Annotated in this window: 23 protein-coding genes; 15 read left to right on the top strand and 8 right to left on the bottom strand. The window is 64.9% G+C overall.

The genetic code is table 11. From position 1 onward, the window contains the following. The 4 genes from B2W55_RS33735 to B2W55_RS33720 all read left to right on the top strand — a co-directional run. On the top strand, positions 1 to 873 hold an 873-nt coding region (locus B2W55_RS33735; protein ID WP_291532741.1), incomplete at its 5' end, for an OB-fold nucleic acid binding domain-containing protein. A gap of 71 nt (positions 874 to 944) precedes the next feature. After that, on the top strand, positions 945 to 1,478 hold the full coding sequence (locus tag B2W55_RS33730) for an REP-associated tyrosine transposase (RefSeq protein ID WP_080891054.1): 534 nt from the start codon (positions 945 to 947) through the stop codon (positions 1,476 to 1,478). A gap of 198 nt (positions 1,479 to 1,676) precedes the next feature. Next, complete coding sequence (locus B2W55_RS33725) at positions 1,677 to 2,213, top strand: GlcG/HbpS family heme-binding protein (RefSeq protein ID WP_024579474.1); 537 nt, start codon at positions 1,677 to 1,679, stop codon at positions 2,211 to 2,213. A 150-nt stretch (positions 2,214 to 2,363) separates the two neighbouring features. Continuing rightward, positions 2,364 to 3,068 (top strand): hypothetical protein, encoded by a 705-nt coding sequence (locus B2W55_RS33720; protein ID WP_024579475.1) that lies wholly within the window; start codon positions 2,364 to 2,366, stop codon positions 3,066 to 3,068. Between the two features lie 43 nt (positions 3,069 to 3,111). On the opposite strand, the gene B2W55_RS33715 is transcribed toward B2W55_RS33720, so the two are convergent. Then, positions 3,112 to 3,399 (bottom strand): hypothetical protein, encoded by a 288-nt coding sequence (locus B2W55_RS33715; RefSeq protein WP_024579476.1) that lies wholly within the window; start codon positions 3,397 to 3,399, stop codon positions 3,112 to 3,114. A 155-nt stretch (positions 3,400 to 3,554) separates the two neighbouring features. Between B2W55_RS33715 and B2W55_RS33710 the strand changes: the two genes are divergently transcribed. From B2W55_RS33710 to B2W55_RS33700, 3 genes are all read left to right on the top strand, one after another. Further along, a complete protein-coding gene (locus tag B2W55_RS33710; protein ID WP_024579477.1) occupies positions 3,555 to 4,961 on the top strand; it encodes a CoA transferase in 1,407 nt (468 codons plus the stop codon). 151 nt (positions 4,962 to 5,112) lie between these two features. After that, entirely contained in the window at positions 5,113 to 6,360 is a 1,248-nt protein-coding gene (locus B2W55_RS33705) for an efflux RND transporter periplasmic adaptor subunit (protein ID WP_024579478.1), read from the top strand. Positions 6,361 to 6,447: 87 nt separating this feature from the next. Continuing rightward, a complete protein-coding gene (locus B2W55_RS33700; protein ID WP_024579479.1) occupies positions 6,448 to 9,582 on the top strand; it encodes an efflux RND transporter permease subunit in 3,135 nt (1,044 codons plus the stop codon). On the opposite strand, the gene B2W55_RS33695 is transcribed toward B2W55_RS33700, so the two are convergent. Next, positions 9,575 to 10,543, bottom strand: a complete 969-nt coding sequence (locus B2W55_RS33695) for an amidohydrolase family protein (protein WP_024579480.1) — start codon at positions 10,541 to 10,543, stop codon at positions 9,575 to 9,577. The genes B2W55_RS33700 and B2W55_RS33695 overlap by 8 nt on opposite strands. A 138-nt stretch (positions 10,544 to 10,681) precedes the next feature. Next, the gene (locus tag B2W55_RS33690) at positions 10,682 to 12,100 is read right to left on the bottom strand and encodes a TolC family outer membrane protein (protein WP_024579481.1); all 1,419 of its coding nucleotides are present in this window, start codon (positions 12,098 to 12,100) and stop codon (positions 10,682 to 10,684) included. Between the two features lie 240 nt (positions 12,101 to 12,340). On the opposite strand from B2W55_RS33690, the gene B2W55_RS33685 reads away from it, so the two are divergent. Beyond that, positions 12,341 to 14,203: an acetyl-CoA hydrolase/transferase C-terminal domain-containing protein gene (locus B2W55_RS33685; protein WP_024579482.1), complete on the top strand. Its 1,863-nt coding sequence runs from the start codon at positions 12,341 to 12,343 to the stop codon at positions 14,201 to 14,203. Here B2W55_RS33685 and B2W55_RS33680 read toward each other — a convergent pair. After that, the gene (locus B2W55_RS33680) at positions 14,200 to 14,979 is read right to left on the bottom strand and encodes an enoyl-CoA hydratase (protein WP_024579483.1); all 780 of its coding nucleotides are present in this window, start codon (positions 14,977 to 14,979) and stop codon (positions 14,200 to 14,202) included. The two genes, B2W55_RS33685 and B2W55_RS33680, sit on opposite strands and share 4 nt — an antisense overlap. A gap of 125 nt (positions 14,980 to 15,104) precedes the next feature. Next, positions 15,105 to 15,932, bottom strand: coding sequence for a hypothetical protein (locus B2W55_RS33675; RefSeq protein ID WP_244442133.1), 828 nt, complete (start codon positions 15,930 to 15,932; stop codon positions 15,105 to 15,107). 172 nt (positions 15,933 to 16,104) lie between these two features. Between B2W55_RS33675 and B2W55_RS33670 the strand changes: the two genes are divergently transcribed. Further along, complete coding sequence (locus tag B2W55_RS33670) at positions 16,105 to 16,650, top strand: sigma-70 family RNA polymerase sigma factor (protein WP_024579485.1); 546 nt, start codon at positions 16,105 to 16,107, stop codon at positions 16,648 to 16,650. A 2-nt stretch (positions 16,651 to 16,652) separates the two neighbouring features. Further along, on the top strand, positions 16,653 to 17,291 hold the full coding sequence (locus B2W55_RS33665) for an NrsF family protein (protein WP_024579486.1): 639 nt from the start codon (positions 16,653 to 16,655) through the stop codon (positions 17,289 to 17,291). Positions 17,292 to 17,389: 98 nt separating this feature from the next. On the opposite strand, the gene B2W55_RS33660 is transcribed toward B2W55_RS33665, so the two are convergent. Beyond that, positions 17,390 to 18,496, bottom strand: a complete 1,107-nt coding sequence (locus B2W55_RS33660) for a DUF2336 domain-containing protein (RefSeq protein ID WP_024579487.1) — start codon at positions 18,494 to 18,496, stop codon at positions 17,390 to 17,392. A gap of 62 nt (positions 18,497 to 18,558) precedes the next feature. Further along, positions 18,559 to 19,707 carry a GGDEF domain-containing protein gene (locus tag B2W55_RS33655; RefSeq protein WP_024579488.1) on the bottom strand — a complete coding sequence of 383 codons (1,149 nt, stop codon included), beginning with the start codon at positions 19,705 to 19,707 and terminating at the stop codon, positions 18,559 to 18,561. A 417-nt stretch (positions 19,708 to 20,124) separates the two neighbouring features. On the opposite strand from B2W55_RS33655, the gene B2W55_RS33650 reads away from it, so the two are divergent. From B2W55_RS33650 to B2W55_RS33635, 4 genes are all read left to right on the top strand, one after another. Next, on the top strand, positions 20,125 to 20,694 hold the full coding sequence (locus tag B2W55_RS33650) for a sigma-70 family RNA polymerase sigma factor (RefSeq protein ID WP_024579489.1): 570 nt from the start codon (positions 20,125 to 20,127) through the stop codon (positions 20,692 to 20,694). Continuing rightward, entirely contained in the window at positions 20,691 to 21,443 is a 753-nt protein-coding gene (locus B2W55_RS33645) for a hypothetical protein (protein ID WP_024579490.1), read from the top strand. The genes B2W55_RS33650 and B2W55_RS33645 overlap by 4 nt, the downstream gene beginning before the upstream one ends. 729 nt (positions 21,444 to 22,172) lie before the next feature. After that, a complete protein-coding gene (locus tag B2W55_RS33640; RefSeq protein ID WP_024579491.1) occupies positions 22,173 to 22,664 on the top strand; it encodes a TIGR03809 family protein in 492 nt (163 codons plus the stop codon). A gap of 133 nt (positions 22,665 to 22,797) precedes the next feature. Beyond that, positions 22,798 to 23,424 (top strand): hypothetical protein, encoded by a 627-nt coding sequence (locus tag B2W55_RS33635; protein WP_024579492.1) that lies wholly within the window; start codon positions 22,798 to 22,800, stop codon positions 23,422 to 23,424. Here the strand turns inward: B2W55_RS33635 and B2W55_RS33630 are convergent. Next, positions 23,421 to 24,791 carry a TIGR03808 family TAT-translocated repetitive protein gene (locus B2W55_RS33630; RefSeq protein WP_024579493.1) on the bottom strand — a complete coding sequence of 457 codons (1,371 nt, stop codon included), beginning with the start codon at positions 24,789 to 24,791 and terminating at the stop codon, positions 23,421 to 23,423. The genes B2W55_RS33635 and B2W55_RS33630 overlap by 4 nt on opposite strands. Before the next feature lie 266 nt (positions 24,792 to 25,057). Between B2W55_RS33630 and B2W55_RS33625 the strand changes: the two genes are divergently transcribed. After that, positions 25,058 to 26,722 carry a thiamine pyrophosphate-binding protein gene (locus tag B2W55_RS33625; protein ID WP_080891055.1) on the top strand — a complete coding sequence of 555 codons (1,665 nt, stop codon included), beginning with the start codon at positions 25,058 to 25,060 and terminating at the stop codon, positions 26,720 to 26,722. Positions 26,723 to 26,730 lie beyond the last annotated feature (8 nt).

Here is a 26,730-nt window from a genome sequence, read left to right as displayed (position 1 = left end):
CCCCGCAAGGGGGGAGGGAACCCGCCCACCTCCCGCACGGCCTTGGACAGAAATGAGCTCGACTGGGCCGACCGCATCGTCGCGGCGCGCAACCGCCGGCCCTTCACCTCGCTGGAGGCGTTCGCCCGCGACACCGCTCTCCCCAAGCGCGCGCTGATCCTGCTCGCCGACGCCGATGCGTTCCGCTCGCTCGGGCTCGACCGCCGCGAGGCGCTGTGGGCGGTGCGGCGGCTGCCTGACGACGTGCCACTGCCGCTGTTCGAGGCCGCCACCGCGCGCGAGCAGCCGGATGAAGGCACAAAACCATTGCCGGAGATGCCGCGCCCCGAGCAGGTGGTCGCCGACTACCAGACCATCCGCCTGTCGCTGAAGGGCCACCCGATGGAATTCCTGCGCGAGATGTTCACCAAAGAACGCGTCGTCGCCTGCCACACCATCAACCGCAGTAACGATCGCCGCCGCGTCCGTTGCGCCGGCGTCGTGCTGGTGCGGCAGCGGCCGGGCAGCGCCAAGGGCGTGGTGTTCATGACGCTGGAGGACGAGACCGGCATCGCCAACATCGTGGTGTGGCCGAAGGTGATGGAGCAGTACCGCAAGGAGGTGATGGGGGCGCGCCTGATCCTGGTCGAGGGCTATATCCAGAGCAGCCCGGAGGGTGTCACGCATCTGGTGGCGCAGCGCATGACCGACCGCTCCCACGATCTGATCGGCCTCGCCAATGAATCTCCTGTCAGCAAGCACCCGGTGCCCGCGGGTCCCGCGCTGATCGAGCCGCTCAACGACGACCGCCGCGATCACGGCGACAACTCGCCGCAGAAGATCCGTCATCCCCGCAACGTCCGCATCCTGCCGCCGTCGCGGGACTTTCATTGAGGGATACACGAATCGTAGGGCGGATTAGCCGAAGGCGTAATCCGCCGCTCAGTTCAACCAATGTGAAGCTCATGCCGAATTATCGTCGCGCATTCATCCCCGGTGGCTGTTGGTTCTTCACGGTAAACCTGCTGGACCGACGGCAAACCCTGCTCGTTGATTACATTGCGGAATTGCGCAGCGCCGTTGAGGCGACGCGTCGGGACTATTCCTTTACAATCGACGCATTCGTTGTCCTGCCCGATCATTTGCACGCGATCTGGACCTTGCCACTAGGCGATGCCGATTTCTCCACACGCTGGCGGCTGGTCAAGAACCGTTTCGCAAGAGTGCTTCCAAAGCACGAACAGCTCAGCGACGTTCGTATCTCTCGCAACGAACGCGGAATCTGGCAACGTCGGTTCTGGGAACACCTGATACGCGACGAGGCCGATTACGCGCGTCATATTGAGTACTGCTACATTAATCCGTTGAAGCATCGGCATGTCGCACGGGTATGCGATTGGCCACATTCTTCGCTTCATCGCGACGTGCGCGCAGGATTGTTCCCAGGCGACTGGGGTGGTGACGTCGCGCTGAGCGGCGACTTCGGCGAACGACAATGATCCCCGAGGGAATGGCGGATTATGCCTTCGGCTAATCCGCCCTACGATTCTCCAATCCTCACGCTATTTTCATCGCAGCCGAGCCCATACCGCGCCGCACATCGACCGCTGCCGCCTTGTACGCCGTGCGCCAATTGCTATCGTCCCGCCGCCCGGGCGATCGATCCGGGGTCTGCAACAACGACTGGGGAGGACTACATGCGTTATCTCACTGCGCTCATCGGCGCGGCATGCGTCGCGTTCGTCACCGCCACCGGCGCCTTTGCCCAGGTGCCCTCCAATCCCGACAATCCCAACGACGTCGTCCCCGATGCGCTGACGCCGCCGCCCTATGGCGAGCCGATCAACCTCGAAACCGCCAAGAAGGTCGCCGCCGCGGCGGTCGCCGAGACCCAGAAGCGGAACTGGAATGCATTCTGCATCGCGATCGTCAATCCGGCCGGCGAGCTCGTCTATTTCGAGAAGCAGGACAATTGCCAATACGCCTCGATCGGTGTCTCGCAGCACAAGGCGCGCACCGCGACCCGCTATCGCCGGCCGACGCTGACGTTCGAAAACCTGATCGGCAAGGGCGCCTATTTCAACTATCTCATGACGCTCGATGACGTGATCGCCTCGCGTGGCGGCAATCTGCTGATGGTCGACGGCAAGATCGTCGGCGCCATCGGCGTCAGCGGCGGCTCCGGCTCGCAGGACAACGTGATCTCGCTCGCCGGCCAGGCCGCGCTGAAGTGAGGTAACGCCGTGATGCTTCCGCCGCAGGATGGACCGTCCAGCCTGCGGCAGTTGCCGCAATTCATACGATTTGAGCTAAACCCCTAAGCAACCCGAAAGCGAGGCCGGATACTGATCGTCCGTCGAGCGGGCTTTCAGTACGGGTGATGCTTGCAGTTTTCGGAATCGCCGCGGAAATCGCGCGGCCTGGTCGTCGTCAGAACGCCGGATCGAAAGCCGGCCCGTATCAAGCGGCTGAATCTCTGGTTGTCGACAGGCAGCACCACCGATGGACTCTGGGTGGGCAGCCGCGAGAACAAGCCCTATCCGGGATTGCGTCGTGTCGAGCAGGCCTTGCAGCTGATCAAGGATAGCGACCCGCTCAACTATGCCCGTGTCGTGCGCAGTCTCGATCGCGTTTGGGTAGATCTGATCCCGGCGTCCGTTGCGCTTTACGATTCGTCATTGAACGCGTGCGTCATCGACGAGCGGCATGTCGTCGATCCCGCGACGACCCTCGAAAGAATCGCCTCCACGATTATTCACGAGGCGACCCATGCGCGGCTCGAAGGATGGGGCATCGCCTATGTCGAGCGGGATCGGTCGCGCATCGAGGCAATTTGCCAGCGCCGGGAGTTGAAATTCCTCGCCAGGTTGCCCGAAAGCGAGGCCTTGCGGGAGGAAATCGCGTGGTCGATCGAATGGTACGATTCCAATGTGGACGACCTTTCGGACGCGAGCTTTCGGCACCGCGATGATCAGGGCATGATCGAAGCTCTGCGCCATGTCAACGCGCCGAACTGGTTGGTCAGATTCGCTTTGTGGGTGATCTGGCGACGGCGCTTGCGTCGGTTCGCAGCGCAGGCCGCGAAATGAAGCCGCTGTGGGAGCAGCAGATGAAATCTTCCGCAGTTGCACACTATTCCACCGCGGCCCCCACCGGCGGCCCGCCGGGCGGGCGGTGCAGGAAGGTGATCGACGCATAGGCGCCGACCCACGAGCCGGCGGCGGCAAAGGCGACGTAGAGCCAGTTCTCGGTGTAGCTGATCACCGCGTAGGAGGAGAGCACATACCAGACGCTGCTCCAGGTCGCCGCCGGCACGCGCTTGCGCGCGACGACCGCCGAGGTGAACATGACATAGACGGCGTCGGTCGCCGCGGTCGCGAGGAACACGCCGCCGGCGGTGAAGGGATCGATGGCAGCCATGGCAACTCCTGCTAGGGTCCGGAGAAGGCATGATCCGGAAAGACGTGCAGCGGTTTTCCGAGGAGATCATGCCCAAACAAGATATGACGGCGAAAACGGGCGCCGCCTGTTTGTCATCATGCTCGGGCATAGGATAATCGCAACGAGGAATGCGCATGCAAGACGTCCATGAAATTCTGGCTGATATCTGGACTGGCGCCGGCGGTGCGCTGTCCGTGCTCGACGCGGTCAGGCTGACTGGCAGCGAGCCGCAGCTGCCGTCCTCGTTTCGTGTCGCGGCGGCGGCCCAGGCGCCGATCGCCGCCGCTGGCCTTGCGGCAGCCGAGATCTGGAAAGCCCGCAGCGGCGAGGCGCAGGACGTCGCGGTCGACATGCGCCATGCCGTGGTCGAATGCCGCAGCGAGCGCTATTTGCGTGTCGACGACAAGCCGCCGCCACCGGCCTGGGACAAGATCGCCGGCGTCTATCGTGTCCGCGACGGCCGCTTCGTTCGCCTCCACACCAACTTCCCGCATCACCGCGACGCCGTCTGCAAGGTGCTGGGCTGTGACGCCGAGCGCGATGCGGTCCAGGCCGCGCTGCTGCAATGGGATGGCGAGGCGTTCGAGACCGCGGCCTATGCCGCAGGCGGCGTCGTTGCCCTGATGCGCTCGCATGACGAGTGGTCGGCGACACCGCAGGCCCAGGAGCTGGCAAAACTGCCGCTGATCTCGATCGAGAAGATCGGCGAGGCCGCGCCGAAGCCGTGGCCCGCGGGCGACCGGCCGCTGGCCGGCATCCGCGTGCTCGATCTGTCGCGCGTGATCGCAGGTCCGGTCGCCGGCCGTACGCTCGCGGCGCATGGCGCCGATGTGCTGCTGATCTCGGGCCCCGATCTACCGGCGATTCCCTGGCTCACCATCGACACCGGCCGCGGCAAGCTGACCACGTTCCTCGAGCTGCGCAGCGAAGAGGGGCGGGGCGTGATGCGCGGCCTCGTGGCGCAGGCCGACATCCTGTCCCAGGGCTATCGACCGCAGGCGATCGCGCGGCTCGGCTTCTCGCCGGAAGAGGCGGCGAGCATCAACCCCGGGATCGTCTATGTGACGCTCTCGGCCTATGGGCATGCCGGGCCATGGGCGGACCGCCGCGGCTTCGATTCGCTGGTGCAGACCACGACCGGTTTCAATCATGCCGAAGGGCAGGCGGCCGGTATCGAAGGGCCGAAGGAACTGCCGGCCCAGATGCTCGACCACGCCACCGGGTATTTGATGGCATTCGGCGCCATGATGGCCAAGGCGCGCCAGGCCCGCGAGGGCGGCAGCTGGCACGTCCGGGTGTCGCTGGCGCAGACCGGGCGCTGGCTGTGGAATCTCGGCCGCCTCCAGGGCGGCCTTACGACCGAGGACCTGAAAGCGGACGCGGTGCAGCCTTTCATCGAACAGCTTCCGTCCGGCTTTGGCATGCTGAGTTCGGTTCGGCACGCCGCCGTGCTGTCGAGGACCCCGGCGCAATGGTTCCGTCCGGCCATGCCGCTCGGCAGCCATCCTCCGGAGTTTCCTGTCCCGGGGTTTCCCGGATGAGACATTCAGCCGCTGTTCACGCTACCCGAACTTTAACCACAGGCGTCATCGAAGTGCGATTTAGTGGTTGTTTAGAACGCCAATTCGGCACTATTAGCGCGCCGCTGGGGCTACCCCGCCGGAAACTGCAACGATCGACCCTGCGGACCGCATGTTGAAAGAGTTTCGCAAAAAAATGCAGACGCTTAGCCGCCCACGCCTGGTCGTGGCCGCTGCGGTGCTGGTGGCCGCCTGCGCGGGCGCCTATGGCTACACGCGTCTCGGCGCGGACAAGCAGCGGCCGTCGGAAGTCTCCAGCCAGTCCCGCAAGGGCGGGACGCGCTATGCCCCATCGCCGGCCGAGTGGGCCAGCCTGACCTTCCAGACCGTCACCGAGCACACCTTCCGCTCCGAACTCATCACCGAGGGCAAGATCGGGATCGACGAGGACCGCTCGACCCCGGTCTATTCGCCCTATACCGGACGCGTCACCCGGCTGCTGGTGCGGCCGGGCGACGCCGTGGTGAAGGGGCAGCCGCTGTTCGTGATCGAAGCGGCCGACACCGTGCAGGCGCAGAACGACTACGTCGCCGCGACGACCGGCCTCAACAAGGCGCAGTCGGCGCTCGATCTGGCGCAGATCCAGGAAAGGCGCGCCAAGGACCTGTCCGATGGCAAGGCGATCCCGCTGAAGGATTACCAGCAGGCGCAGGCGGCGCTGGTGCAGGCGCAGAACGATGCACGCTCGGCGCAGACGCTGCTGGAAGCGGCGCAGAACAAGCTGCACATCCTCGGCTTCGGCGATGACGACATCACCACGCTGCAGCAGAAGGGCCGCCTCAATCCGGAAACGACGGTGTTCGCACCGATCGGCGGCACCGTGGTCCAGCGCAAGGCCGGCCCCGGCCAGTATGTCTCGACCGGCGCCAGCGATCCGGTCTACGTGATCGGCGATCTCTCGACGGTCTGGCTGATCGCCTTCGTCCGTGAATCCGATTCCGACAATGTCGCGGTTGGGCAGGACCTCAGCTTCAGCGTGATGGCGCTGCCGGGCAAGGTGATGAATGCCCGGGTCAACTATGTCGCCGCCGCGATCGACGCGACCTCGCGCCGGCTGCTGGTCCGCGCCACCATCGACAACGTCGACAAGCGGCTGAAGCCCGAGATGTTCGCCAATGTGACGCTGTATTCGAAGGGCGACCATCCGGCGGTCGGCGTGCCGAAGCAGGCGCTGATCTACGAGGCCGACCAGGTGCGAGTCTGGGTCGCGCGGCCCGACGACAAGACGATCGAGCTGCGCCAGATCAAGCCCGGGCTCGTCAATGGCGATCTCGTCGAGGTCGCCGGCAATCTCAAGCCGGGCGAGCAGATCGTGACGAAGGGCAGTCTCTTCATCGACCGCGCCGCGTCCGGCACCTGAGAGCATGATCCGGAACAGCGGGAACCGGATTTCCGACCAGATCATGCTCAATCACCAAGTCTCTTGCAGTTGAAAGTGCCGATCTGAATGGATCGCCTCGTCGCCCTTGCCGTCAATCGCCGCTACTTGATGGTGGCCATGTTCGTCGTCGTCATGATCGGCGGCCTGCTCGCGTTCAGGCAGCTCAACATCGAGGCCTATCCCGATCCGACCCCGCCGATGGTCGATATCGTGACACAGAGCCCGGGTCTCTCGGCTGAGGAGATCGAGCGCTACATCACGATTCCGATCGAGACCCAGGTCGCCGGCATCAAGAACCTGCGCACGATCCGGACCATCTCGCTGTACGGCCTTTCCGACGTCAAACTGCAGTTCTCGTTCGACTACACCTATGACGAGGCGCTGCAACAGGTGCTCAACCGCCTGTCGCAGCTCGCGCCACTGCCCGGCAACGTGCAGCCCGGTATCTCGCCGGTCAGTCCGATCGGCGAGATCTTCCGCTATCGCTTGAAGGGGCCGCCGAACTACAGCGTGCTCGACCTCAAGACGTTGCAGGACTGGGTGCTGCAGCGCCGCTTCCGCGCGGTGCCCGGCGTGATCGACGTCACCGGCTGGGGCGGCAAGACCAAGACCTATGAGATCCAGGTCGACTTCAACAAGCTGGTGGCCAACGGACTGACCTTGCCGCAGGTGCTGCAGGCGGTCTCCAACGCCAACATCAATGTCGGCGGCAACACCGTCAATATCGGCTCGCAGTCGGCCGTCGTGCGCGGCGTTGGCCTGATCCGTTCGATCGACGACCTCGCCAACACCATGGTTTCGCAGTCCGGTGGCAATCCGGTGCTGGTCAGGGATATCGCCACCGTCACGGTCGGCGAGAAACCACGGCTCGGCATCGCCGGCATCGACAATGATGACGACATCGTGCAGGGCATCGTGCTGATGCGCCGCGGCGAGCAGAGCTCGCCGACGATCGCCCGCGTCGAGCAGCTCGTCAACCAGATCAACAACTCCTCGATCCTGCCGCCGGGCGTGAAGATCGAACGCATCTACGACCGCAAGGACCTGATCGACCTCACCACCCACACCGTGTTGCACAACATGGTGGTCGGAATCCTCTTGATCGTGCTGTTGCAGTGGATATTCCTCGGCGACCTGCGCAGTGCGCTGATCGTCGGCGCAACGATTCCGTTCGCGCTGTTCTTCGCAGTGGGCATCCTGGTGTTGCGCGGTGAATCCGCCAATTTGCTGTCGGTCGGCGCGATCGATTTCGGACTGATCGTCGATGCCACGGTCATCATGGTAGAGGCGATCTTCCGCCGGTTGTCGCAGACCACCGCGCTGTCCGACGCGGAGCAGGCGCACATCTCCGACGACACCGTGATGGGGATGAAGAGCCACGCGATCCTGTCGGCCGCGGCAGACGTCTCGCGCTCGATCTTCTTCGCCGCCACGATCATCGTCGCCGCGTTCCTGCCGCTGTTCACGCTGGGCGGCGTCGAGGGCAACATCTTCGGCCCGATGGCGAGGACGTATGCGTATGCATTGGCGGGCGGGCTGCTGGCGACGTTCACGATCACGCCGGCGCTGAGCGCGATCATCCTGCCCGCTCATATTCACGAAACCGAGACCTGGATCGTCAAGAAGCTCGACCAGATCTATCTGCCGGTCCTGAATTGGGCGATCGCCAACCGCAAGGTCGTGATGACCGGCGCCGCCGGGCTCGTGGTCATGACCATCGTGTTCGCGCGGTTCCTCGGTCTCGAATTCCTGCCCAAGCTGGAAGAGGGCAACCTGTGGATCCGCGCCACGCTGCCGCCGACCATCTCGCTGCAAGAAGGCAATGCCTATGTCAACGAGATGCGGCGCCTGATCCGCAGCCGGCCCGAGGTCGTCTCGGTGGTTTCGCAGCATGGCCGGCCCGATGACGGCACCGACGCCGCCGGATTCTTCAATGCCGAGTTCTTTGCACCGCTGAAGCCGGCGAGCGAATGGCCGAATACGCACGACAAGGACGAGCTCACCGCGCAATTGCTGGCGCAATTGCAGGATAAGTTCCCGGGCGTCGAATTCAACTTCTCGCAATATCTGCAGGACAACGTCTCGGAAGCCGTGTCCGGCGTGAAGGGCGAGAACTCGATCAAGCTCTACGGCAGCGACCTGCAGGCGCTGAGCGACACCGCCAACAAGATCAAGTCCGTGCTGTCGACCGTGCAGGGCGTCACCGATCTCGCGGTGTTCACCTCGCTCGGCCAGCCGACCATCCAGATCGACGTCGACCGTGCCCGCGCCGCGCGCTACGGCCTGTCGCCCGGCGACATCAACGCCACCATCAAGGTCGCGGTCGGCGGCGATGCCGCCGGCGACCTCTATGAATCCGGCAGCGACCGGCACTTCCCGATCATCGTCCGGCTCGCGCCGGAATTCCGCAAAAGCGCGGAGGCGATCCAGAACCTGCGGATCGGGGTCACCAACGCCAATGGTGGCATCACGCAGATCCCGCTCAGCGAAGTGGCCTCGATCAACCTGATCTCGGGCGCGGCCTACATCTACCGGGAACAGCAGGAGCGTTACCTGCCGATCAAGTTCTCGGTGCGCGACCGCGACCTCGGCAGCGCGATCCTGGAGGCGCAGCAGAAGGTCAACGAGCAGGTGCAATTGCCGCCGGGATCGCGGCTCGAATGGGTCGGCGAGTTCGGCAATCTTCAGGACGCCATCAAGCGGCTGTCGATCGTGGTGCCGATCAGCCTCGTGCTGATCGCGGCGCTGCTGTTCTTCAATTTCGGCTCGATGGTCGACACCATGCTCGCGATGAGCGTGATCCCGATGGCGATCTTCGGTGGCGTGCTCGGGCTGTTGATCTCGGGCATCCCATTCAGCGTCTCGGCCGCGATCGGCTTCATCGCGTTGTTCGGCATCGCCGTGATGGACGGCATCATCATCCTGTCGCAGTTCAACCAGCTGATCGACGAGGGCTACGACCGGATGCGCGCGGTGATCCGCACCGGCGAGCTGCAGCTTCGCCCGGTGCTGATGACCTGCGTGGTCGCCGGCATCGGCCTGCTGCCGGCCGCGGTGTCGGAGGGAATCGGCTCGCAGGTGCAGAAGCCGCTGGCGATTGTCGTCGTCACCGGCATGATGCTGGCACCGATCGTGATCCTGATCACGCTGCCGGTGCTGATCTCCTATTTCTCGCGCCGGCCGAAAGATAACGTCAGGTGAAGCCGTAGAGCCGTGCCGGATTGTCGACCAGGATGATCTTGCGGATTGCAGCGTCCGGCGCCCACACCGGAAGCTGGTTGAGGAGGCGGCCGTCGTCGATCTGGTACAGCGGCGTCACGTCGGTGACCTTCTTGCCCGCCGGCGTCACCGAATCCGGGTGTGGCCAGTCGGTACCCCAGACGATGCGCTCGGCATTGGCGGCGATCAGTGCCTGGGCTAGCGGCGCGGCGTCCGCATAGTCGGGCGCAAGCCTGGAGGCGCGGTAGGCGCCGGAAATCTTGACATGGGCCTTGCCGGATTTGACGAGGCCGAGCAGGTCGGCGAACCCGGGTTGGCCTGTGCCGAGTGCGGCCTCGGCGCCGCCGAAATGGTCGAATACGACCGGCACCGGAGCGGTGGCGACGAGGTCCTTGATTGCGGTGATCATGGCAAGGTTGGTGAACAGCTGCACATGCCAGCCGCGCGCCTTCATGCGCTCGACCGCGGCCGAGAAGCGCTGCCGTCCGACATTGGGATCGTTGACGCCGCCGGTCGCAAGGTTGAGGCGGATGCCGCGGAAGCCGGCCTTGTGCATCGCGTCGAGATCGCTCTCGCTGGTCTTGTCGTCGATCACGGCAACGCCGCGCGCCGTCGGTCCGCGCGCGGCCATGCCGAACAGCGTCGACGAATTGTCGGGGCCGTAGACGCTCGGCGTCACGATCACCACGCGCTCGATATGCAGCGCCTTGTGCAGCGCGCTCATCTCCTCCGGCGAGGCCGGTTCCGGCGTGTAGACGCGGCCGGCGAAGAACGGGAATTTGGCGGGGTCGCCGTGGATGTGGGTGTGGCAGTCGCACGCACCGGCAGGCACGTCGAAATTCACCGGCGTCGACGGTTGCGATGCCCTGGAGAATGCGCTGCTGCTGGTCATGGTCGCTCCTGCTGCGATGGAAGCTAGCATCATACCGCGTCGCGTCAGCATTGGACGTCTCCCTGCGTGCTCGGCTGTTATACGCGCACTCCGCGCGCCGGCATTGTCGGGCGCCGGCGGGGCGGAAGGTTATCGGCGGAGAGGGGTTGCGGAAAGGGCCGCTTCGGCGCGCGAGTGGTTCCGCTGGGCCTATTGTCCCGACGGCGTGCGCAGGCCGTGCCAGGCGTCGCGGACCTGGTGGTAGTGCACCTCGGGCAGGTAGTCCGGCGTCTTGAGGTTGAGCGTCTTGACGTCGAGCCGTCCGGTCGCGCTGAGCAGCGTGTAGGAGGCGATCACGCGGTCGCGCTGTGCGCCGATCAGCCGGGCCCGGGCCGTGATCAGGTCCTGCTGGGCGTTGAGCACGTCGACCGTGGTGCGCTGGCCCCCGGCGGCTTCCTTCTGCACGCCGGCGAGCGCGACCTCGGCGGCCTTCACTTCGGACTCGGAGGCCGAGACCGCGATCTTGGCGCCCTCATTGGCAACCCACGCGCTGACCACGGCGGTCTTGGCCTGGTTGCGGACCTGATCCAGCACCAGCCGGCTCTGCGTCGCCACTTCCTTGGCCTGCCGGGTCTGCGAGGCCGCGGTGCCGCCGTCATAGATCGGCTGCGTGACCTGGCCGATCACCGAGGCCTGATCGGTGCCGAAGGTGCCAAGCGTGGAATCGGTGTCACGGCTGCGACTCACGCTGCCTTGCACGCTGACATTCGGCATCAGGCTGCTTTCGGCGACGCGGATCGAGGTCGAGGCCACGTCGACGTCGTAGCCAGCCGCGGTCACCGCAGGATGCTCGCGCAACGACAGCGCGATCGCATCCTCGCGGCTGCGCGGCAGCAGCCGGTCGATGGTCTCGGCCGGCCGCAACTGGGAGGGCGAGTTGCCGATCACCTGCGCGTAGGTCGCCTGGCTGATCGCGAAATTGACCTCGGCGGCGTTGAGATCGGCGAGGCCGCGGTTGAGCCGGGCCTCGGCCTGGGCGGTATCGGTCGGCGTGACGTCGCCGGCATTGAGCCGGCGTTGCGTGATCGCCTGGGTCTCCTTCAGGGAGGCGACGTTGGCGCGCTGCGCCTCGACCAGCGTCTGGTTCGCGAGCACGTTGGTATAGGCGGTGACGGCGTCGAGCAGCACGCCCTGGCCGACATTGCGCAGCGCCTCGCGGCCGGACTGCACCTGCAACTCGGCGACGCGGACGCTGTTGGCGGTCTTGAAGCCGTTGAACAGGGTCTGGGTCACGGTGACGCCGATCTGCCACGGCTTCAGCGTCGCGGTCTGGATCACATTGCCGGGCAGCTGGTCGCGCACGGCCTGAAGGCCGACCGAGAGACCGGCGATGATCTGCGGCCGGTAGCCGGCCAGTGCCTGCGGCACATTCTCGTCGGTCGCACGCTGTCGAGCCCGCTCGGCATTGAGCTGTGGATTGGTCTGATACGCCTTCACGAGGGCTTCGGGCAGGCTCTCGGCGCGGGCAGCGGCGCTTGCCAGCACGGCACACGCGAACGCAGCAGGACCGATGCCCGACAAAAGCACGCGCCTCGCTACATCGCCGATATCGGCAGCACGCCCAACCATGTGATCCCGCAACCAAAACCCCGGCAGTCCGCTCTCGCCGACGCCATCGACACGTCTACCTGTTTACGGGGCGACGCCGCCACAGGCAAACCGCCGCACGACATCTGCACATCATTTCACGCCTTGTCTGTTGCCGGTTCGTCACAGGCGAACATGTCAGTCTGATGAAGTATAAGCTCGAACCGCCGGCCGCCGATCGGTGCCGCCAGTTGTCCACCGCCTGCTTCGGGTCCATTGTCGATGCCCAAATTCTTCTCTGACCCCGAGGCGATTGCGGAACAGATCGTTCGCGACGTTGGAACCGAACTGGTGGTCGGGCTGCCGCTCGGCCTCGGCAAGGCCAATCACATCGTCAATGCGCTGTATGCGCGCGCGGTCGCCGACCGCTCCATCAACCTGACGCTGTTCTCTGCGTTGACGCTGGAAAAGCCGAAGCCGAAAAGCCTGCTCGAACGGCGTTTCATCGGCCCGGTCATCGACCGCCTGTTCGGCGGTTACCCCGATCTCGCTTATGCGGATGCGCTGCATCGGGGGGCGCTGCCGCCCAACATCAAGGTGATCGAGTTCTTCTTTCTCGCGGGGCAGTGGTTGTATCAGCCATTCGCCCAACAGCATTACATTTCGGCCAATTATACCCACGCGGCGTCATACCTGTTGTCGCGCGGGCTGAATGTCGTGCCCCAGCTCGTTGCCAAGCGCGCGGTCGACGGCGTGCCGCGCTACAGCCTGAGCTGCAACACCGACACGACGCTCGATGTGCTGCGTGCCCGCGCGCAGGGGAGGGCGTCGTTCAAGCTGATCGCCCAGGTCAATTCCGAGCTGCCGTTCATGCCTGGACCCGGCGACCTGGCGGCGGATGAGTTCGACGCTGTGCTCGAAAGTCCCGAGACTGATTTCCCGCTGTTTGCGCCGCCGTCCGAGCCGGTCAGCGACACCAAATATGCGATCGGATTGCACGCCGCCGGCCTGGTCCGTGACGGCGGCACGCTGCAGATCGGGATCGGGCAGGTCGGCGATGCGCTGGCGCAAGGGCTCGTGGTGCGGCATCGCGACAACGCCCAATTCCACGGCATCATGCAGCGCCTTACGCCCGGTACCGAGCAGCTCGTGGCGGCCGAGACCGGGCCGTTCGAGAAGGGTCTCTATGGTGTCAGCGAGATGCTGTTCGAGGCGTTCCTGGGGTTGATCGATGCCGGCATCCTCAAGCGCGACATCGACGGCGTGATTCTGCACGGCGCGTTTTTCCTCGGGCCGCAATCGTTCTATCGGGCGCTGCGCGAGATGCCGCCGGAGCAATTGGCGCGCATCCAGATGATGCCGGTGTCGTTCACCAACGAGATCTTCGGCGACGAGGCGGGCAAGCGCCGCGCGCGGGTCGATGCGCGCTTCGTCAACAATGCGATGATGGCGACGCTGTTGGGAGCGGCGATCTCCGACGGGCTCGAGAATGGCCAGGTCGTGAGCGGCGTCGGCGGCCAGTACAATTTCGTGGCGCAGGCGTTCGCGCTCGAAGGCGCGCGCTCGGTCTTGGCGCTGGAGGCGAGCCATCAGTCCGGCAAGCAGACACAGTCGAACATTCGCTGGTCCTATGGCCACGAGACCATCCCGCGTCACCTGCGCGATATCTTCGTCACCGAGTATGGCGTTGCCGACGTCCGAGGGAAATCCGATGCCGACGTGGTCGCCGCGATGTTGCAGGTGGCGGATTCACGCTTCCAGGACGAGCTGATGCGGCAGGCCAAGGACGCCGGCAAGCTGCCGCGCAGCCATGAGATATCGGCCGCCCATCGCGAGAACTATCCCGAGCGCATCAGCGCTGCGCTGAAGCCGGCGCGCGATGCGGGCCTGCTGCCGTCATTCCCGTTCGGCAGCGATTTCACCGACGTCGAGCAGCGCTTGATTCCCGCCTTGCAGATCTTGCAGCAGGCGCAGCGGACACCGCTGCAACTCGCAGGGTTGCTGTGGCAGGGCATGCGGCAACCGCCCGATGCTGCCGACCGTGAATGCCTGGCGCGGCTCGGCCTCGACAAGCCGACGCATGTCGCCGAGCGCGCCTATCGCGCGCTCGTCACCGCGGCATTGCAGAGAAGTCGGATGGCTTAGCGGTTCTTGTTGACCGGCTTGCGCTTCTCGATGAAGGCCGCCATGCCCTCGGCGCGATCCTCGAGCGCGAAGGTCGAGTGAAACAGGTTGCGCTCGACATTCATGCCTTCCGACAGCGGCGTCTCGAAGGCGCGGTTGATGGCTTCCTTGGCCATCGCGGCCGTCGGGCGCGACATCGAGGCGATCTTCTCCGCCGCGGCGAGCGCCTCTTCCATCAGCTTGTCGGCCGGAACGATCCGCGACACCAGGCCCGAGCGCTCGGCCTCGGCGGCGTCCATCATCCGCCCGGTAAGACAGAGGTCCATCGCCTTCGACTTGCCGATCGCACGCGTCAGGCGCTGGGTGCCGCCGATGCCGGGAATGGTGCCGAGCGTGATCTCCGGCTGGCCGAACTTGGCGGTGTCGGCGGCGATGATGATGTCGCACATCATCGCCAGCTCGCAGCCGCCGCCGAGCGCGTAGCCCGCGACCGCCGCAATGGTCGGCTTGCGGCAACGGGCAATGCGATCGCCGCCGATCGCGGCGAAATCGCTGGTGAACATGTCGATGAAGCCCTTCGGCTGCATCTCCTTGATGTCGGCGCCGGCGGCAAAGGCCTTCTCGCTGCCGGTGACCAGCAGGCAGCCGATCTTGTCGTCGGCCTCGAGATCGTCGACCGCCGCCGCGATCTCGCGGAACACGCCGAACGACAGTGCATTCAGCATTTTCGGCCGGTTCAGCGTGATGACGCCGACCGGTCCCTTGCTTTCGACGATGATGAATTCGAACGTAGCCATGGACGCAAACCCCGTGCCTGATTTGGCCGGCAATGTGCCCGCTGGCGGGATGCGCTTCAAGAGGCTGAAACGAGGCTTTGGGCCGCGGCGCGGCGCTCCCGGCGCCGCAAGCCGCGAATGACCGGTCAGGCCATGAACATGCGTGCGGCGGAGGCCACCGTGAGCAGCGCGCCGAAGCCGATGAAGATCTTGCCGATCAGCGACGTCTGGTCCCAGCTCGCGCTGTCGCTGCTCGCCAGCACCGGCTTGGGTGGTGCCGGTGCCGGTGCGACGGCCGGCGCCTGGGCCGGCGGCGCCCCCTGTTGGGCGGCCATCGGTTGGGCCGGTTGCGGCTGTTCCGCAGGCTGCCCCTGTTGCAGGGCACGGTCGACGTCGTTGAGCTGGTCGGATGCCACCACATTACCGTCAGCCTGCGCGTCGGCAGGCTTGTCGGAAGCGGCCATCATTGAATTGGTGCTGGCGGGTGGGGGGCTCGCATTGCCGTCGCTAGCGGTCAGCTCCGCATTGGCGTTGGCGACCGTGGCAGGCATGCCTGCCGACGTCACGCTGCCGGCATCCTTGCTGCTGGCCTTGCTGTCGGATTTGTCGGCCGACCTGTCGGCGGTCTTGGACGAACCGTGGCGCGCATGGCGGCGGCCATGCCGCGAAGTCTGCTGAGCCGACTTGTCGGTCGTTGCGCTGTCGGATTTCGATGCCGACGTGTCCGAACCGGCCGCCTGGGCCGGCAACGGGCCGGCGAGAGCCACAAACAATCCTGTCAGCCCTGTCGCAACCATCAAGGCCAAGCGCCCACTGGCTTTGATCTTCATTCTGATGATCTCCCCATTTCGCCCGCCCGACGGCGAAATGAGACCCCGCTGCGTGTCCACACCGGGGCAAAAAAAGGGAATCTTCGGGCCTCTGGGGGCGAAAGCTGGGCAATTTCCGTCGTGGCGGATCATCGATGGCAGCATCGCCGATGCTTGTCGGACCGATCGGTGTTATGAGCCGTTACGTCTGGAACCCCCGCCGGAGCGATTCCTTGAGGCCCGGTCTTGCTGGAGCATTGCGATCACGAATTCGTGAGCTCTGGACTTGCCGCGTAACGAATTGAAAGATCGGCCGAATTGCAAATCAGGAGCCTGCGTGCGCGAACGTGAGGATGAATGGACCGACCTGATGCGGTCGGCCATTTCGGGTGATGATGCCGCCTATCATCGCCTGCTCAAGGCCATCACGCCGGTGCTCCGTGCCGCGGCGCGACGTGGCCTGGCGCGCGCGGGACAACCGGTCGATCAGTCCGAGGACATCGTGCAGGACATCTTGCTTGCAGTGCATTTGAAGCGACAGACCTGGGACACGAGCGCGCCGTTCGCGCCGTGGCTGTTCGCGATCGCGCGCAACAAGCTGATCGATGCGCTGCGCCGCCGCGGCAGGCGCATCTTCGTCAATATCGATGACTTCGCCGAGACGCTGCCGGGGGAGACGCCGGAGCCGACGGCGTCGCCCGGCGAGGTCACCGCCCAGTTGCAGGCGCTGCCGGCCCGGCAACGTGATGTCCTGCAGTCGATCGCGGTCGACAGCGCCTCGATCAAGGATACGGCGACGAAATTCTCGATGAGCGAAGGCGCCGTGCGGGTGGCGCTGCATCGCGGGCTTGCGAGCCTCACGGCAAAACTGCGGGACCGGTGAGCATGGATACCGATCAACTCATTCGAACCCTTGCCGCCGACAATGCCTATCGAGCGCGGCCGGTCGGTCTTGCGCTGATGCTGGCGCTGCTGGCGGCGGCGCCGGTTTCGCTGCTGATCTTCTTCGCCGAGCTTGGTGTGCGGCCGGACGTGATGACGGCGATGCACAATCCGTTCTTCGACCTGAAATTCGCGGTCACGCTGGCGCTTGCCGCCTCGGCGATTGCCGTCAGCCTGCATCTGTCGCGGCCGGAGGCCTCGCTGCGCGGCTTCGGCTGGTGGTTGCTGATCCCGGCCGGCATCCTCGTGGCCGCCATCAGCGGCGAGATGATGATGCCGCAGCGGACGCCGATGATGACGCGGCTGATCGGCAAGAATTCGATGGCGTGCATGTCCGCCATCCCCGCGATGTCGCTGCCGCTGCTGGTCGGCGCGATCTACGGGCTGCGGCAGGGTGCGCCGTCGCGGCCGGCGGTCGCGGGCGCCGTCGCGGGGTTGCTGTCGGCGGGCCTGGCGGCGACCATCTACGCGTCACACTGCACCGATGACTCGCCGCTGTTCGTCGCCACCTGGTACACGCTGGCGACCGCGATCGTCGCGAGCGTCGGTGCGCTGATGGGAAAGCGGGCGCTACGCTATTAGCCTGTAGCCCGCATCAGCGAAACGACATGCGGGGCAGTCGTATCGGCCGGTGGTGCCGGCCCCGGATGCCGCTTCGCTCATCCGGGCTACATCAATAATCAGGCAGCGGGCGCGGATTGCTGCATGCGATGGAAGCGCAGCACCTGTTGTGCGGTGGACGGCCGCAGCCGCTCGTAGGTGTCCTTGCAGGCCTGCAGGTCGGTCGGCTCGCCGCCCGAGATGTCGTCGCGCAGGTTGATGATCGCCCGCACCGTCGACCATGACAGGCCCGAGACCTTGGCCAGGATCATCACGCCCTCGGCACGGGTTTCGATCATCATGTTCTCGGCGACACCGACCGAAACGTTGGCGAGCGCAGCCAGCGAAGCATTGGTCTCGTCGAACTTGCCGGCCTCGGCAAAGGCTGCGAGCTGGAATTCGTCGAGCCGGCCGTCCTGGTAGAGCGACTTGACCAGCGCATGCGCGATCGTGGTATCGGGCGTCACGGCGGCGGGCGCCGAGCGTGCCCGCCGGGTCGCTTCCTTGACCGCAATCGGGATCTCCTTGGCCTGCTGCGGATTGGCCGCCTCGAGCCGCTGCCTGACCGCGTCCGACGCCTTGGCGACCAGCTTGAGATAGAGATGCCGCGGGATGTTCGGGCGCAGGCCGACGCAGGTCGACAGGTTGTCGTCGCCTTCGGCGCGGCTGACCAGCCGGGTGAAGCCGCGCTCGGTGAATTCCGCGCCGGGATTGTTGACGGCGCTCTGGATCACCTCGTCATTGCCGCGCAGCACCAATACGTCGGTGACGGCGCCGCTCAGCGTCTTCCGGTTGGAGATCGCGAGCAGGTGGGCCTGGCTCTTGCTGCGCGCCGTCTCGATCAGGGTGTCGTCGTCGAGTCGCGGCGACAGGGTCAGCACGGGGCCCGCGACCTCGATCAGGTCGTCGAATGCCAGGGTCCGGATGGTTTGCGGCGGGGCGGTGTCGACGGGGGCGAGGCGGTTGGCAAGCAGCGACTTGGCCGAGCTCTCGATGTGCTCGAGCAGGCACTGGAAGACATCGTCGAACAGGACGATCTGCTCGTCCGAATAGTTCACCGAACCGTTGATGAAGAGGTCGGTCACGCGGCGCAGCGTCTCGACACGGCGTGCGACGGTGCCGTGGGCAAGGGTCGTCTGCAACTCGTCGAGCAGACTTTCTGGGGCGGTCGCGGGCTTCGAACTCATGACTCTGTCCTGGAGCAATGGCGACGGATTCTCCGGCGCCGAACTTGGAAAAAATGAAAGGATCAGGCGCTGGCGATGCGGTTGCGTCCCTTCGCCTTGGCTGTGTAAAGCGCGCCATCGGCGCGTGCGAGCAACGTGTCGGAGTTTTCGCGCGGCTTGAGTGTCGTGACGCCGGCGGAGATCGTTACCTGCATCCCTGGCGAGAATGCGCTCCAGTCGAGATCGGCGATGATGGCGCGCAGCCGTTCGAGCGCGCGGATCGCCTGGTCCTGCGACAGATCGGGCAGCACCAGCAGGAATTCCTCGCCGCCATAGCGGCCGAAGCGGTCGATGCTGCGCAGATTGGCGAACATGCCGATCGCGAAGGTGCGCAGCGCCTCGTCGCCGATCGGATGACCGTAGACGTCGTTGATCCGCTTGAAATGGTCGAGGTCGATCAGCGCGACCGCGCAGGAGCTGCCGTTGCGGGCGCAGCGCGCGATCTCCTCTTCGAGCGTGCGCATGATGCTGCGGCGATTGGAGGTACCGGTCAGTTCATCGAGCTCGGCGAGCTCCTCGATGCGCCGGTAGGCCTCCTTCAGCTTCACGCCGCTCTGATACAGCGATTGCTGCATCGAGCTCGAAACGATGCCGAGATACATGCAGCGCCCGATCGTCAGCGCGAACACCAGCATGGTGGCGAGGCGGTCGACCTTTGTAGCTGTCGGCATCCCGATCGCCTTGTCGGTGCCGAGGAACAGCGCGGCCAGACCCAACACCATGACGGTCCAGACGACAGCACTCTGTCGCGCCGAGGTGCGCAGCGCGCCGAAGCCGAACACCACGAACAGGTTGCAGAGGAACAGCACGCCGACTTCCGGCGCGATGTAGGTGAACATCAGCAGGTTCACCATGTTGATGGCCGATTGCGGCGCGACCAGATAGTGATCGTGGAAACGCTCGTGAAAACCTCGCTCCGAGAGCAGCACATAGATGGCCACCAGCGAGAGACCGGTCAGGGCATAGCCGGCGGCGACCAGAACCGACGTGGTGCCGGCCTGTGCGTAGATCAGCAGCACGACGGCATCGAGCAGGAAGCAGGAGGCGATCATCGATTGGATCTGGCGGCGCTGCCTGGCGCGGCGCGCCAGACGCTCGATCGTCAGCTTGGGACGGCCGCTTTCCGATGCGCCCGCGATCGGGCTCAGAAGTGACGACGCAGCGCTGCCCATGGTCTCGCCATTGGTGGAATCCGGCGAAAATCTACGTGGGAAAGCCTTTAGGTTTGGTATCTTTTGGAACCGAATCTGCTCCGGTGTAATCCAGTCATCACCCTTGTTTCGTAAGGGGAATCCGTGCACCGGAACGGGATGGGAGCGATCATGCCGCGCGTCTCTTGCCGCTGCTCGCTTCGTGGTGGTGCTGGCTTGCCGCCAAAGCCTTGATATGGTCCGCCGACGGCGGGCGTTTGTGAGAGTTCTTAGTGCTATGATACCGTTAGACGAACCTTCGGCGATTCTTCCTTATTTGGATCGTCGACTGTGTCATAGATCACACATGCAGCCACGGCATTGCCGTAATGTGAAGAATCTTGGCTCTCGCGTCGAACCACGCACCACCCCCCTCAGACCAACTTTGCGAGACGGCCATTGAGCGCGACACAGGCGGCTTCAGACGAGGTTCTGATCGCTCGGATCGCTCAAGGCGACCGGCTTGCCATGCAGGTGCTGTATGGACGGCACCATGTCAGGGTGTACCGCTTCGGGCTTCGGCTGGTGCGGAACGAACAGGTGGCAGAGGACCTCATCAGCGAGGTCTTTCTGGACGTTTGGCGTCAGGCGGGGAAATTCGAGGGACGATCCGCCGTTTCAACCTGGCTCCTGGCGATTACCCGGTTCAAGGCGTTGTCTTCGCTGCGGCGACGGAAAGACGCCGAACTGGACGATGAGGCCGCGAACGCGATCGAGGACACGTCCGACGATCCGGAAACGGTGGTGCAGAAAAAGGACACGGGTGACACGCTGCGGAAGTGCCTGGCGGGACTGTCGGCGGAACACCGGGAAATTGTCGATCTTGTCTACTATCACGAGAAATCCGTCGAAGACGTCGCAGGAATCGTGGGGATTCCGGAGAATACCGTGAAGACGCGCTTGTTCTATGCGCGCAAGAAACTTGCCGAGTTGCTCAAGGCAGCCGGCGTCGAGCGAGGTTGGCCATGACGGCTGCGAGCAAGAAGGTGCTGGGTCAAGAGCCTGATGATGTCGAGATGCTGCTGCCCTGGCATGCGGCCGGCACGTTGAGCGCGCGCGACGCGCGCCGTGTCGAGGACGCGCTGGCGAGCGATCCGGAACTGGCACGGCAATATGCCGTGATCCGCGAGGAATATGCCGAGACCATCGGCCTCAACGAGAGTCTCGGTGCGCCCTCGGCACGCGCCATGCAGAAGCTTTTTGCGGCGATCGATGCCGAGCCTGAACGCAAGCCGTCTGTGGGGACGCGGATGTCGGCCCGCATCTCGGAGTTCTTTTCGAGATTGTCGCCGCGGACGCTGGCCTGGTCGTCCAGCCTCGGTGCGGTCCTGGTGTTGCTGCAGGCGGGCGTGATCGGCGCGGTGCTGATGCGCAGCGAGCCGGCCGCATTCCAGACGGCGTCGTTCGATGCCACTGAACAACGCAGCGCGCCGAGCGCAGCCGTTGCACGCTCCAGCCCGGCACCGAGTGCGCCGATCACCCGTGACCTCGGCGGCGGCGTGGCGGCGGCGCCGACGCGGATCCTGGTACGTTTCACACCGGATGCCAGGATCGCCGACATCACTGCGCTGCTCGACAATTACCAGGGCTCGATCGTCGACGGGAAGGGCGGCATGTTCCGCTTGCAGTTCCGTGCCATGGACAAGGACAGCGTCGCTTCGCTGATCGCCCGTTTGCAGCGGGAGAAGATCGTCAGCCTCGCGGTCGAAACGCCGTAGCCGGCGCCCGGACAACTCCGCGTCGACGTCGCCGTGACGACGTCTACCGCAGTGGCAACGGACAATCCGTCGCAGCCTCGTTCACACCGGACGGCAATAACACTTCCGTGAGCCGCCCGTGGGGCGATACCGCAGCGCCGGCTGCATTGAACGATTTCCTTGCAAATCACCGTGCTCCACAGCGATTTTCGGCATCGATTGCCTGCAATGGTGCGATGAAACCGCGTGGCGAAATCGTTAAAAAAGATCGCCGGCGATTTGAACGTCCGCCTGTCTCTCACGACTTATGTGTGTGGGAGCGGTTTATCCCTCCCCGGCTATATCAGGCGCGAGCGCCCATCCACCCCAAGCGCCCATATGGCTTTGACCCGTCCGGTTGTCCCCCCGGACGGGTCTTTCATTTTGGGGGTACCCCAGCATGACTGGCTCGCTGAACCCGACCAATGACGGGGAGCGCGGCGGGGTGGCGAGCGTCGGCTTTCAGAGTTTACTGTGGATCGTTTCGCCACGCCGGGGCCGGCAAGCACCGCGCATCGCTTCCATGCAACTCGATGACTTGACGAGGGTTCGGGCGAGAAACTCCGTATTCAAGCGGACTTCTTTCATCGCCCGTCGGCGATTGAGAATTTAGTTAGACTTTATTTACCTTTTCCACAGAATATCGATGTCACGTCCAGTTGATTCGGTTCGGTTGCGTCTGCGTCCGTTTCTCTCTTGCGGGCAAGTTGAATGACACATCGGACTGACGTGGCCAGGGGCCAGGAGATCGTTGCGCGCTGGTGCAACCTTGCCGAGCAAAGGCTGGAGCATCTCACCGAACTATTCGAGACTGGACGCTGGCGCCGCTATCACAGCGAGCAGGCCTTTCTCGAGAACATCAGGGAAGCACGGGCCGCGGTCGATATCTGGCGCGAGCTGCTGACCCGCGAAGCCTCGCTCGACAATTCGCCGATCGACCTGTCCTGGCTCGGCCGTGGCAAATCGATCCTGCCGCCGCGCCGCCTCTCGCTGACGCCGGAGCGCCGGTCGGAGGCCACGGCATTGGCGCAGGCTGCGATGACCGCGGTCGCGGCCGCGCTGGAGACCGCGGCAGACGTGCTGGAAGATCCGCCGATCGTAGCCGACGCGCCGCCGCTGGAGATGCCTCCTCCGGCGCGGCCGCCGGTGCTCGATCTCGACACCATCCAGCGGCGCTATCCGCTGCTGCGCAACGCGCTGTAAGCGGAAGGCTATGCGCCCCTCCGTCGCAGTGGCCGGGTGTTTTCTCAAAAGTGAGGCTTTCTCAACGGCGGATTGTTAAGCGCCGTTGCGGATAGTCCGCCTGGTCGCCAGATCGACCAGCGCGGTTTCTGTCATGCCTTACGCCATTCTTGTTGCCGTCCTGGGCGGCATCGTCTCAACGGGCTTCGCACTCGTTGTCTTGCGCTCATCTTCAGCGACGGTGATAGCACCGCTTCTTGGTGCCATTTTGGGTCTGCTGGTGGGGACTGCATCAGTCAGGCAGCGTGGTCTGTCACTTGGCGCTAGCCTCGAAGAATATCGACGTGCCGCAGGCGTTCGTTCCCTCAATCAAGTCGCTACACGTTTCATCGGTATCGCGCTTGGCGCGGCCGCAATCGTATCTATCGTGGAACTGCTTGGTCTGCTGTCAGGGCCGGGTCTTGTGATCGCCATGGTGCCGGCAGGCTGCGTTCTTGTTGTCGTCTATACGCTCTGTCGATGCTGGCAGGTTTCCGATTCGGGGCAGTTCGGCAAACTTGACGTGATCCAGGCGACTGGCGGCGTCATGGGCATGCTGTTGGTTGGTCTCATGCTGTATCCTTTCATCACAAGAGTACCTGATGGAGACATGGCGGTGCCGGATGTTGTCCGCTTCGTATTCGTTGCGAACGCGACAGCTGCACTGGAAGCCGCGATGGTCGCCGCTCTGGGTCTCAGCCTTGTCTACCGGATGCTGGATTTGCTCGCACCGCGGCGCTAGCGCCGGACCGCGTTCGCGCCGACCACGAGCTGCGTATATTGCTGGGCGCCACCGGCCGACAGGTCCGATGTGACCGGGCGGGCGTGATCGAGGCCGACCACCGCGCCACGCGGGGTTTCCGCGATCATGTTGTTGTTGATCAGCGCCGAGCCCGCGCCGGGCACGACCGAGACGCCGATGCCGATCAGGGCGTTGCGGATCACATTGCCTGATATCGCGACGTCGCGCAGATATTTACCCCAGCCGGCGACGATGCCGAAGCTCGGCGCGTTCTCGATCACATTGCCGGTCACTGAGGTGTCGGCCTCGACATAGATGCCGATGCCAGCGCCGTCGTTCGGGTCGGTGCCGACGGGACGCTTCGGCAACAAATTGCGGATGATGTTGCTTTGAACCACCGCGATGCGGCCGCCTTCGTTGAAATTGCAGACGGAGACACCGAGGGCCGCGCCGTCGACGCTGTTGTTGGCGATCACGGCGGCCTCGAACGAGAACTCCGAGTAGAGCGCGACCTCGCGGACATTGCTGACGCTGTTATCGGTGATGTGGATGTTGGAGGCCGAATTGCCGCGCACCGCAGAGAAGTCGCAATTGCTGATGCGGTTGCCGCGCACGATCACATTGCCGGCCCGGAACGTGTTGATGGCGTTGCCATACTGTCCGGAGCCGCCAGGGCCGGCCTTGATGTCCTCGATCCGGTTGTCGGCGACGATCGATCCGTCGTCGCCGATCGCGGTGCGCAGGATCTCGATGCCGTTGTCGTTGGTGCCCTTGATAGTGTTGCGCGAGACGATCAGGCCGAGCGCATCGAACGACACCAGCGCTGTGGTCGCGATGCCGGTGAAGACATTGTTGCTGACGTCGCCCGACATCTGCTCGAACCAGATGCCGCTGCCGCCGCTTGCGGTGAACTGGCAATCGGTGATGCGGATGTCGCGGCCGGACAGGCAATGGACGAGGCCGCGCCGCGTCGGTAGCGGAACATTGCCGCCGTCGAAGGAAAGGCCCATCAGCACGATGCCGCCGGCGCCTTCGCCTTCCAGCAGTGAGGCGCCGCCATTGAACACCAGCCGGCTGGCGCCGCGCACGCCGATCAACTGGCTGCCGGGCGCAAGCCGCAGCAGCCCGGTGCGGTAGACGCCGGGCGGGAATGCCAGCGGCACCTGCGCGCGTGCCGCATCGTCGATCGCACGTTGCAGGTTGCGGGTCTGGTCGTCGGGGCTGCCGGGGCGGACGCCATATTGCGTGACGTCGCGGCCGAGCGAGCCGGTAGATTGCGCGGCGCGCGCCGCGTCCGGCGACATCGCAATCGCGCCTGCGACGCCGGCGGCGGATGCTCCGATCAGATGGCGGCGGTTGACGTCCATGGGCATTGCCCTCGCAAAATACTCGCGAGCGGTTGCGTTCGCGCCCGATCAGTAGCGCGAAAGGCGGCGCAGCATGGTGAACACGCCGACGCAGCCCTGCGATTGTTGGCGGTAGGGTTAACCCCGGGTGCAGCCGCTTCACGCCGTCAAAGCCATGCAGGAGACGCAGCGCGCCGCGCGGACACGAACTGTCTTGCGCGGTTGCCATGGGCCGCGCCCCGGCCGATGATGCGCAAAACAAGTCAAAGCCAATCGAGAGGAAACGAATGCGCGGGCGTCGTGTACTGATGGAATCGTTCGTGTCGCACGGCGTGCGTCATATCTTCGGAAATCCCGGTACCACCGAAACACCGCTGCTCGACAGCCTGCCGGCATTTCCGCAACTCGAATACATCATGGCGCTGCATGAAGGTGTCGCGGTCAGCGCGGCCAGTTTCTACGCGCAGGCGGCGGGGCGCGTCACCGTCGCCAATCTGCACGTCGCTCCCGGCCTCGGCAACGGCATCGGCTCGCTCTACGGCGCGCTGAAGGCAGGTTCGCCCGTGGTGGTGACCGCCGGCCAGCAGGACACGCGGATGCGGCTCAAGAACCCGCTGCTCGGGCACGACCTCGTTGCGATGGCGGCGCCGGTGACGAAGTGGAGCGTGCAGATCGAGCGCGCCGACGAGATCGCACCGATCATGCGACGCGCGTTCAAGGTCGCAACCGACGCGCCGCAGGGGCCGGTGTTCGTGTCGCTGCCGATCGACGTCCTGGAACAGGAGACCGCGGTCGATGCCGCGACGCCGGACAATCTGTGGCGATCGACACGTCCCGACCCGGCAGGCATCGACGCGCTGGCTGCGTTGCTGCTGAAGTCGAAAAATCCTGCCATCATCGCCGGCGACGACGTGGCGAGATCGGGCGGCGAGCAGGCACTGGTGGCGCTGACGGAGGTGATCGGCGCCACGGTGTGGTTCGAGGGCCTGCGCCATCACGCGCCGTTTCCGACCAGCCATCCAAGTTACCGGCAGTCGCTCCCGGGCGACGCCCGACAGGTGCGGAAGGCGCTCGGCGACACCGATCTCGTGCTGCTGATCGGCGGTCCGTTCTTCGAGGACATCTGGTTCGCACCCGGCGGCCACATCCCCGACGGCGCGGTCTTGCTGCAGATCGAAGCCTCCGCCGAGCGCCTCGCGCTCAACAACCGGATCGATGCCGGCGTCGTCGGCGACATCGCCGTCAGCCTCGGTGCGTTGACGGACGCGCTGCACGCAACGGCGGATGCGGAGTTCAGGCAGGCCGCGCAAGGCCGCAATGCCATCCTGGCCGAATTGCAGCGGAAAGAGAAGGAAGCCTACCGCGCCCGCGTCGAGAAAGGCTGGGACCGCGAGCCGAGCTCGATGCCGCGCGTCACCGCCGAGCTTCGTCGCGGGCTGCCCGACGATGTGGTGATCGTCGATGAGAGCATCACGGCGAGCCTCGACCTCGCGCGGGCCTTCGATTATAGCGGCTTCGGCGATTATTTCGGCGGCCGCGGCGGCGGCATCGGGCAGGGCCTCGCCGGCGCGATCGGCGTCAAGGTCGCGATGCCGGATCGTCCGGTCGTCGCCATCTCCGGCGACGGCTCGGCGATGTACGCGATCCAGGCGCTGTGGACCGCCGCGCACCACAAGCTGGCGATCGTGTTCGTGGTGCTTGCGAACCGTGAATACCGTATCCTCAAGCATAACGTGGATGTCTGGCGGCAGAATTTCGAAGCCGGCACCCAGCACCCGTATCAGAACATGGATATCACCGGTCCCGCGCTCGATTTCGTGCATCTCGCGGCCGGGATGGGCGTCGAGGCCGTCAGGGTCGAGAAGGCCGACGAGATCGCCGGCGCGGTTGCGAAAGCTGTCGCGACCGGGCGGCCATACCTCGTCGAGATCGCAATCGAAGGAAAGCGCTAAAGCATGAT

Source organism: Bradyrhizobium sp. UBA2491, from assembly GCF_002341725.1.
Classification (GTDB): Bacteria; Pseudomonadota; Alphaproteobacteria; order Rhizobiales; family Xanthobacteraceae; genus Bradyrhizobium.
Note: the sequence above shows the minus strand (reverse complement) of the source record. Positions and strands in the feature narration are given on the sequence as shown.

Coding starts and splice junctions, on each gene's coding strand:
- B2W55_RS33675 (WP_244442133.1), bottom strand. CDS start 15,932: ATGCTGCCATCGATGATCCGCCACGACGGAAATTGCCCAGCTTTCGCC.
- B2W55_RS33710 (WP_024579477.1), top strand. CDS start 3,555: ATGCAAGACGTCCATGAAATTCTGGCTGATATCTGGACTGGCGCCGGC.
- B2W55_RS33715 (WP_024579476.1), bottom strand. CDS start 3,399: ATGGCTGCCATCGATCCCTTCACCGCCGGCGGCGTGTTCCTCGCGACC.
- B2W55_RS33730 (WP_080891054.1), top strand. CDS start 945: ATGCCGAATTATCGTCGCGCATTCATCCCCGGTGGCTGTTGGTTCTTC.
- B2W55_RS33645 (WP_024579490.1), top strand. CDS start 20,691: ATGACGGCTGCGAGCAAGAAGGTGCTGGGTCAAGAGCCTGATGATGTC.
- B2W55_RS33680 (WP_024579483.1), bottom strand. CDS start 14,979: ATGGCTACGTTCGAATTCATCATCGTCGAAAGCAAGGGACCGGTCGGC.
- B2W55_RS33695 (WP_024579480.1), bottom strand. CDS start 10,543: ATGCTGACGCGACGCGGTATGATGCTAGCTTCCATCGCAGCAGGAGCG.
- B2W55_RS33700 (WP_024579479.1), top strand. CDS start 6,448: ATGGATCGCCTCGTCGCCCTTGCCGTCAATCGCCGCTACTTGATGGTG.
- B2W55_RS33640 (WP_024579491.1), top strand. CDS start 22,173: ATGACACATCGGACTGACGTGGCCAGGGGCCAGGAGATCGTTGCGCGC.
- B2W55_RS33665 (WP_024579486.1), top strand. CDS start 16,653: ATGGATACCGATCAACTCATTCGAACCCTTGCCGCCGACAATGCCTAT.
- B2W55_RS33655 (WP_024579488.1), bottom strand. CDS start 19,707: ATGGGCAGCGCTGCGTCGTCACTTCTGAGCCCGATCGCGGGCGCATCG.
- B2W55_RS33625 (WP_080891055.1), top strand. CDS start 25,058: ATGCGCGGGCGTCGTGTACTGATGGAATCGTTCGTGTCGCACGGCGTG.
- B2W55_RS33690 (WP_024579481.1), bottom strand. CDS start 12,100: ATGGTTGGGCGTGCTGCCGATATCGGCGATGTAGCGAGGCGCGTGCTT.
- B2W55_RS33705 (WP_024579478.1), top strand. CDS start 5,113: ATGTTGAAAGAGTTTCGCAAAAAAATGCAGACGCTTAGCCGCCCACGC.
- B2W55_RS33630 (WP_024579493.1), bottom strand. CDS start 24,791: ATGGACGTCAACCGCCGCCATCTGATCGGAGCATCCGCCGCCGGCGTC.
- B2W55_RS33660 (WP_024579487.1), bottom strand. CDS start 18,496: ATGAGTTCGAAGCCCGCGACCGCCCCAGAAAGTCTGCTCGACGAGTTG.
- B2W55_RS33635 (WP_024579492.1), top strand. CDS start 22,798: ATGCCTTACGCCATTCTTGTTGCCGTCCTGGGCGGCATCGTCTCAACG.
- B2W55_RS33725 (WP_024579474.1), top strand. CDS start 1,677: ATGCGTTATCTCACTGCGCTCATCGGCGCGGCATGCGTCGCGTTCGTC.
- B2W55_RS33685 (WP_024579482.1), top strand. CDS start 12,341: ATGCCCAAATTCTTCTCTGACCCCGAGGCGATTGCGGAACAGATCGTT.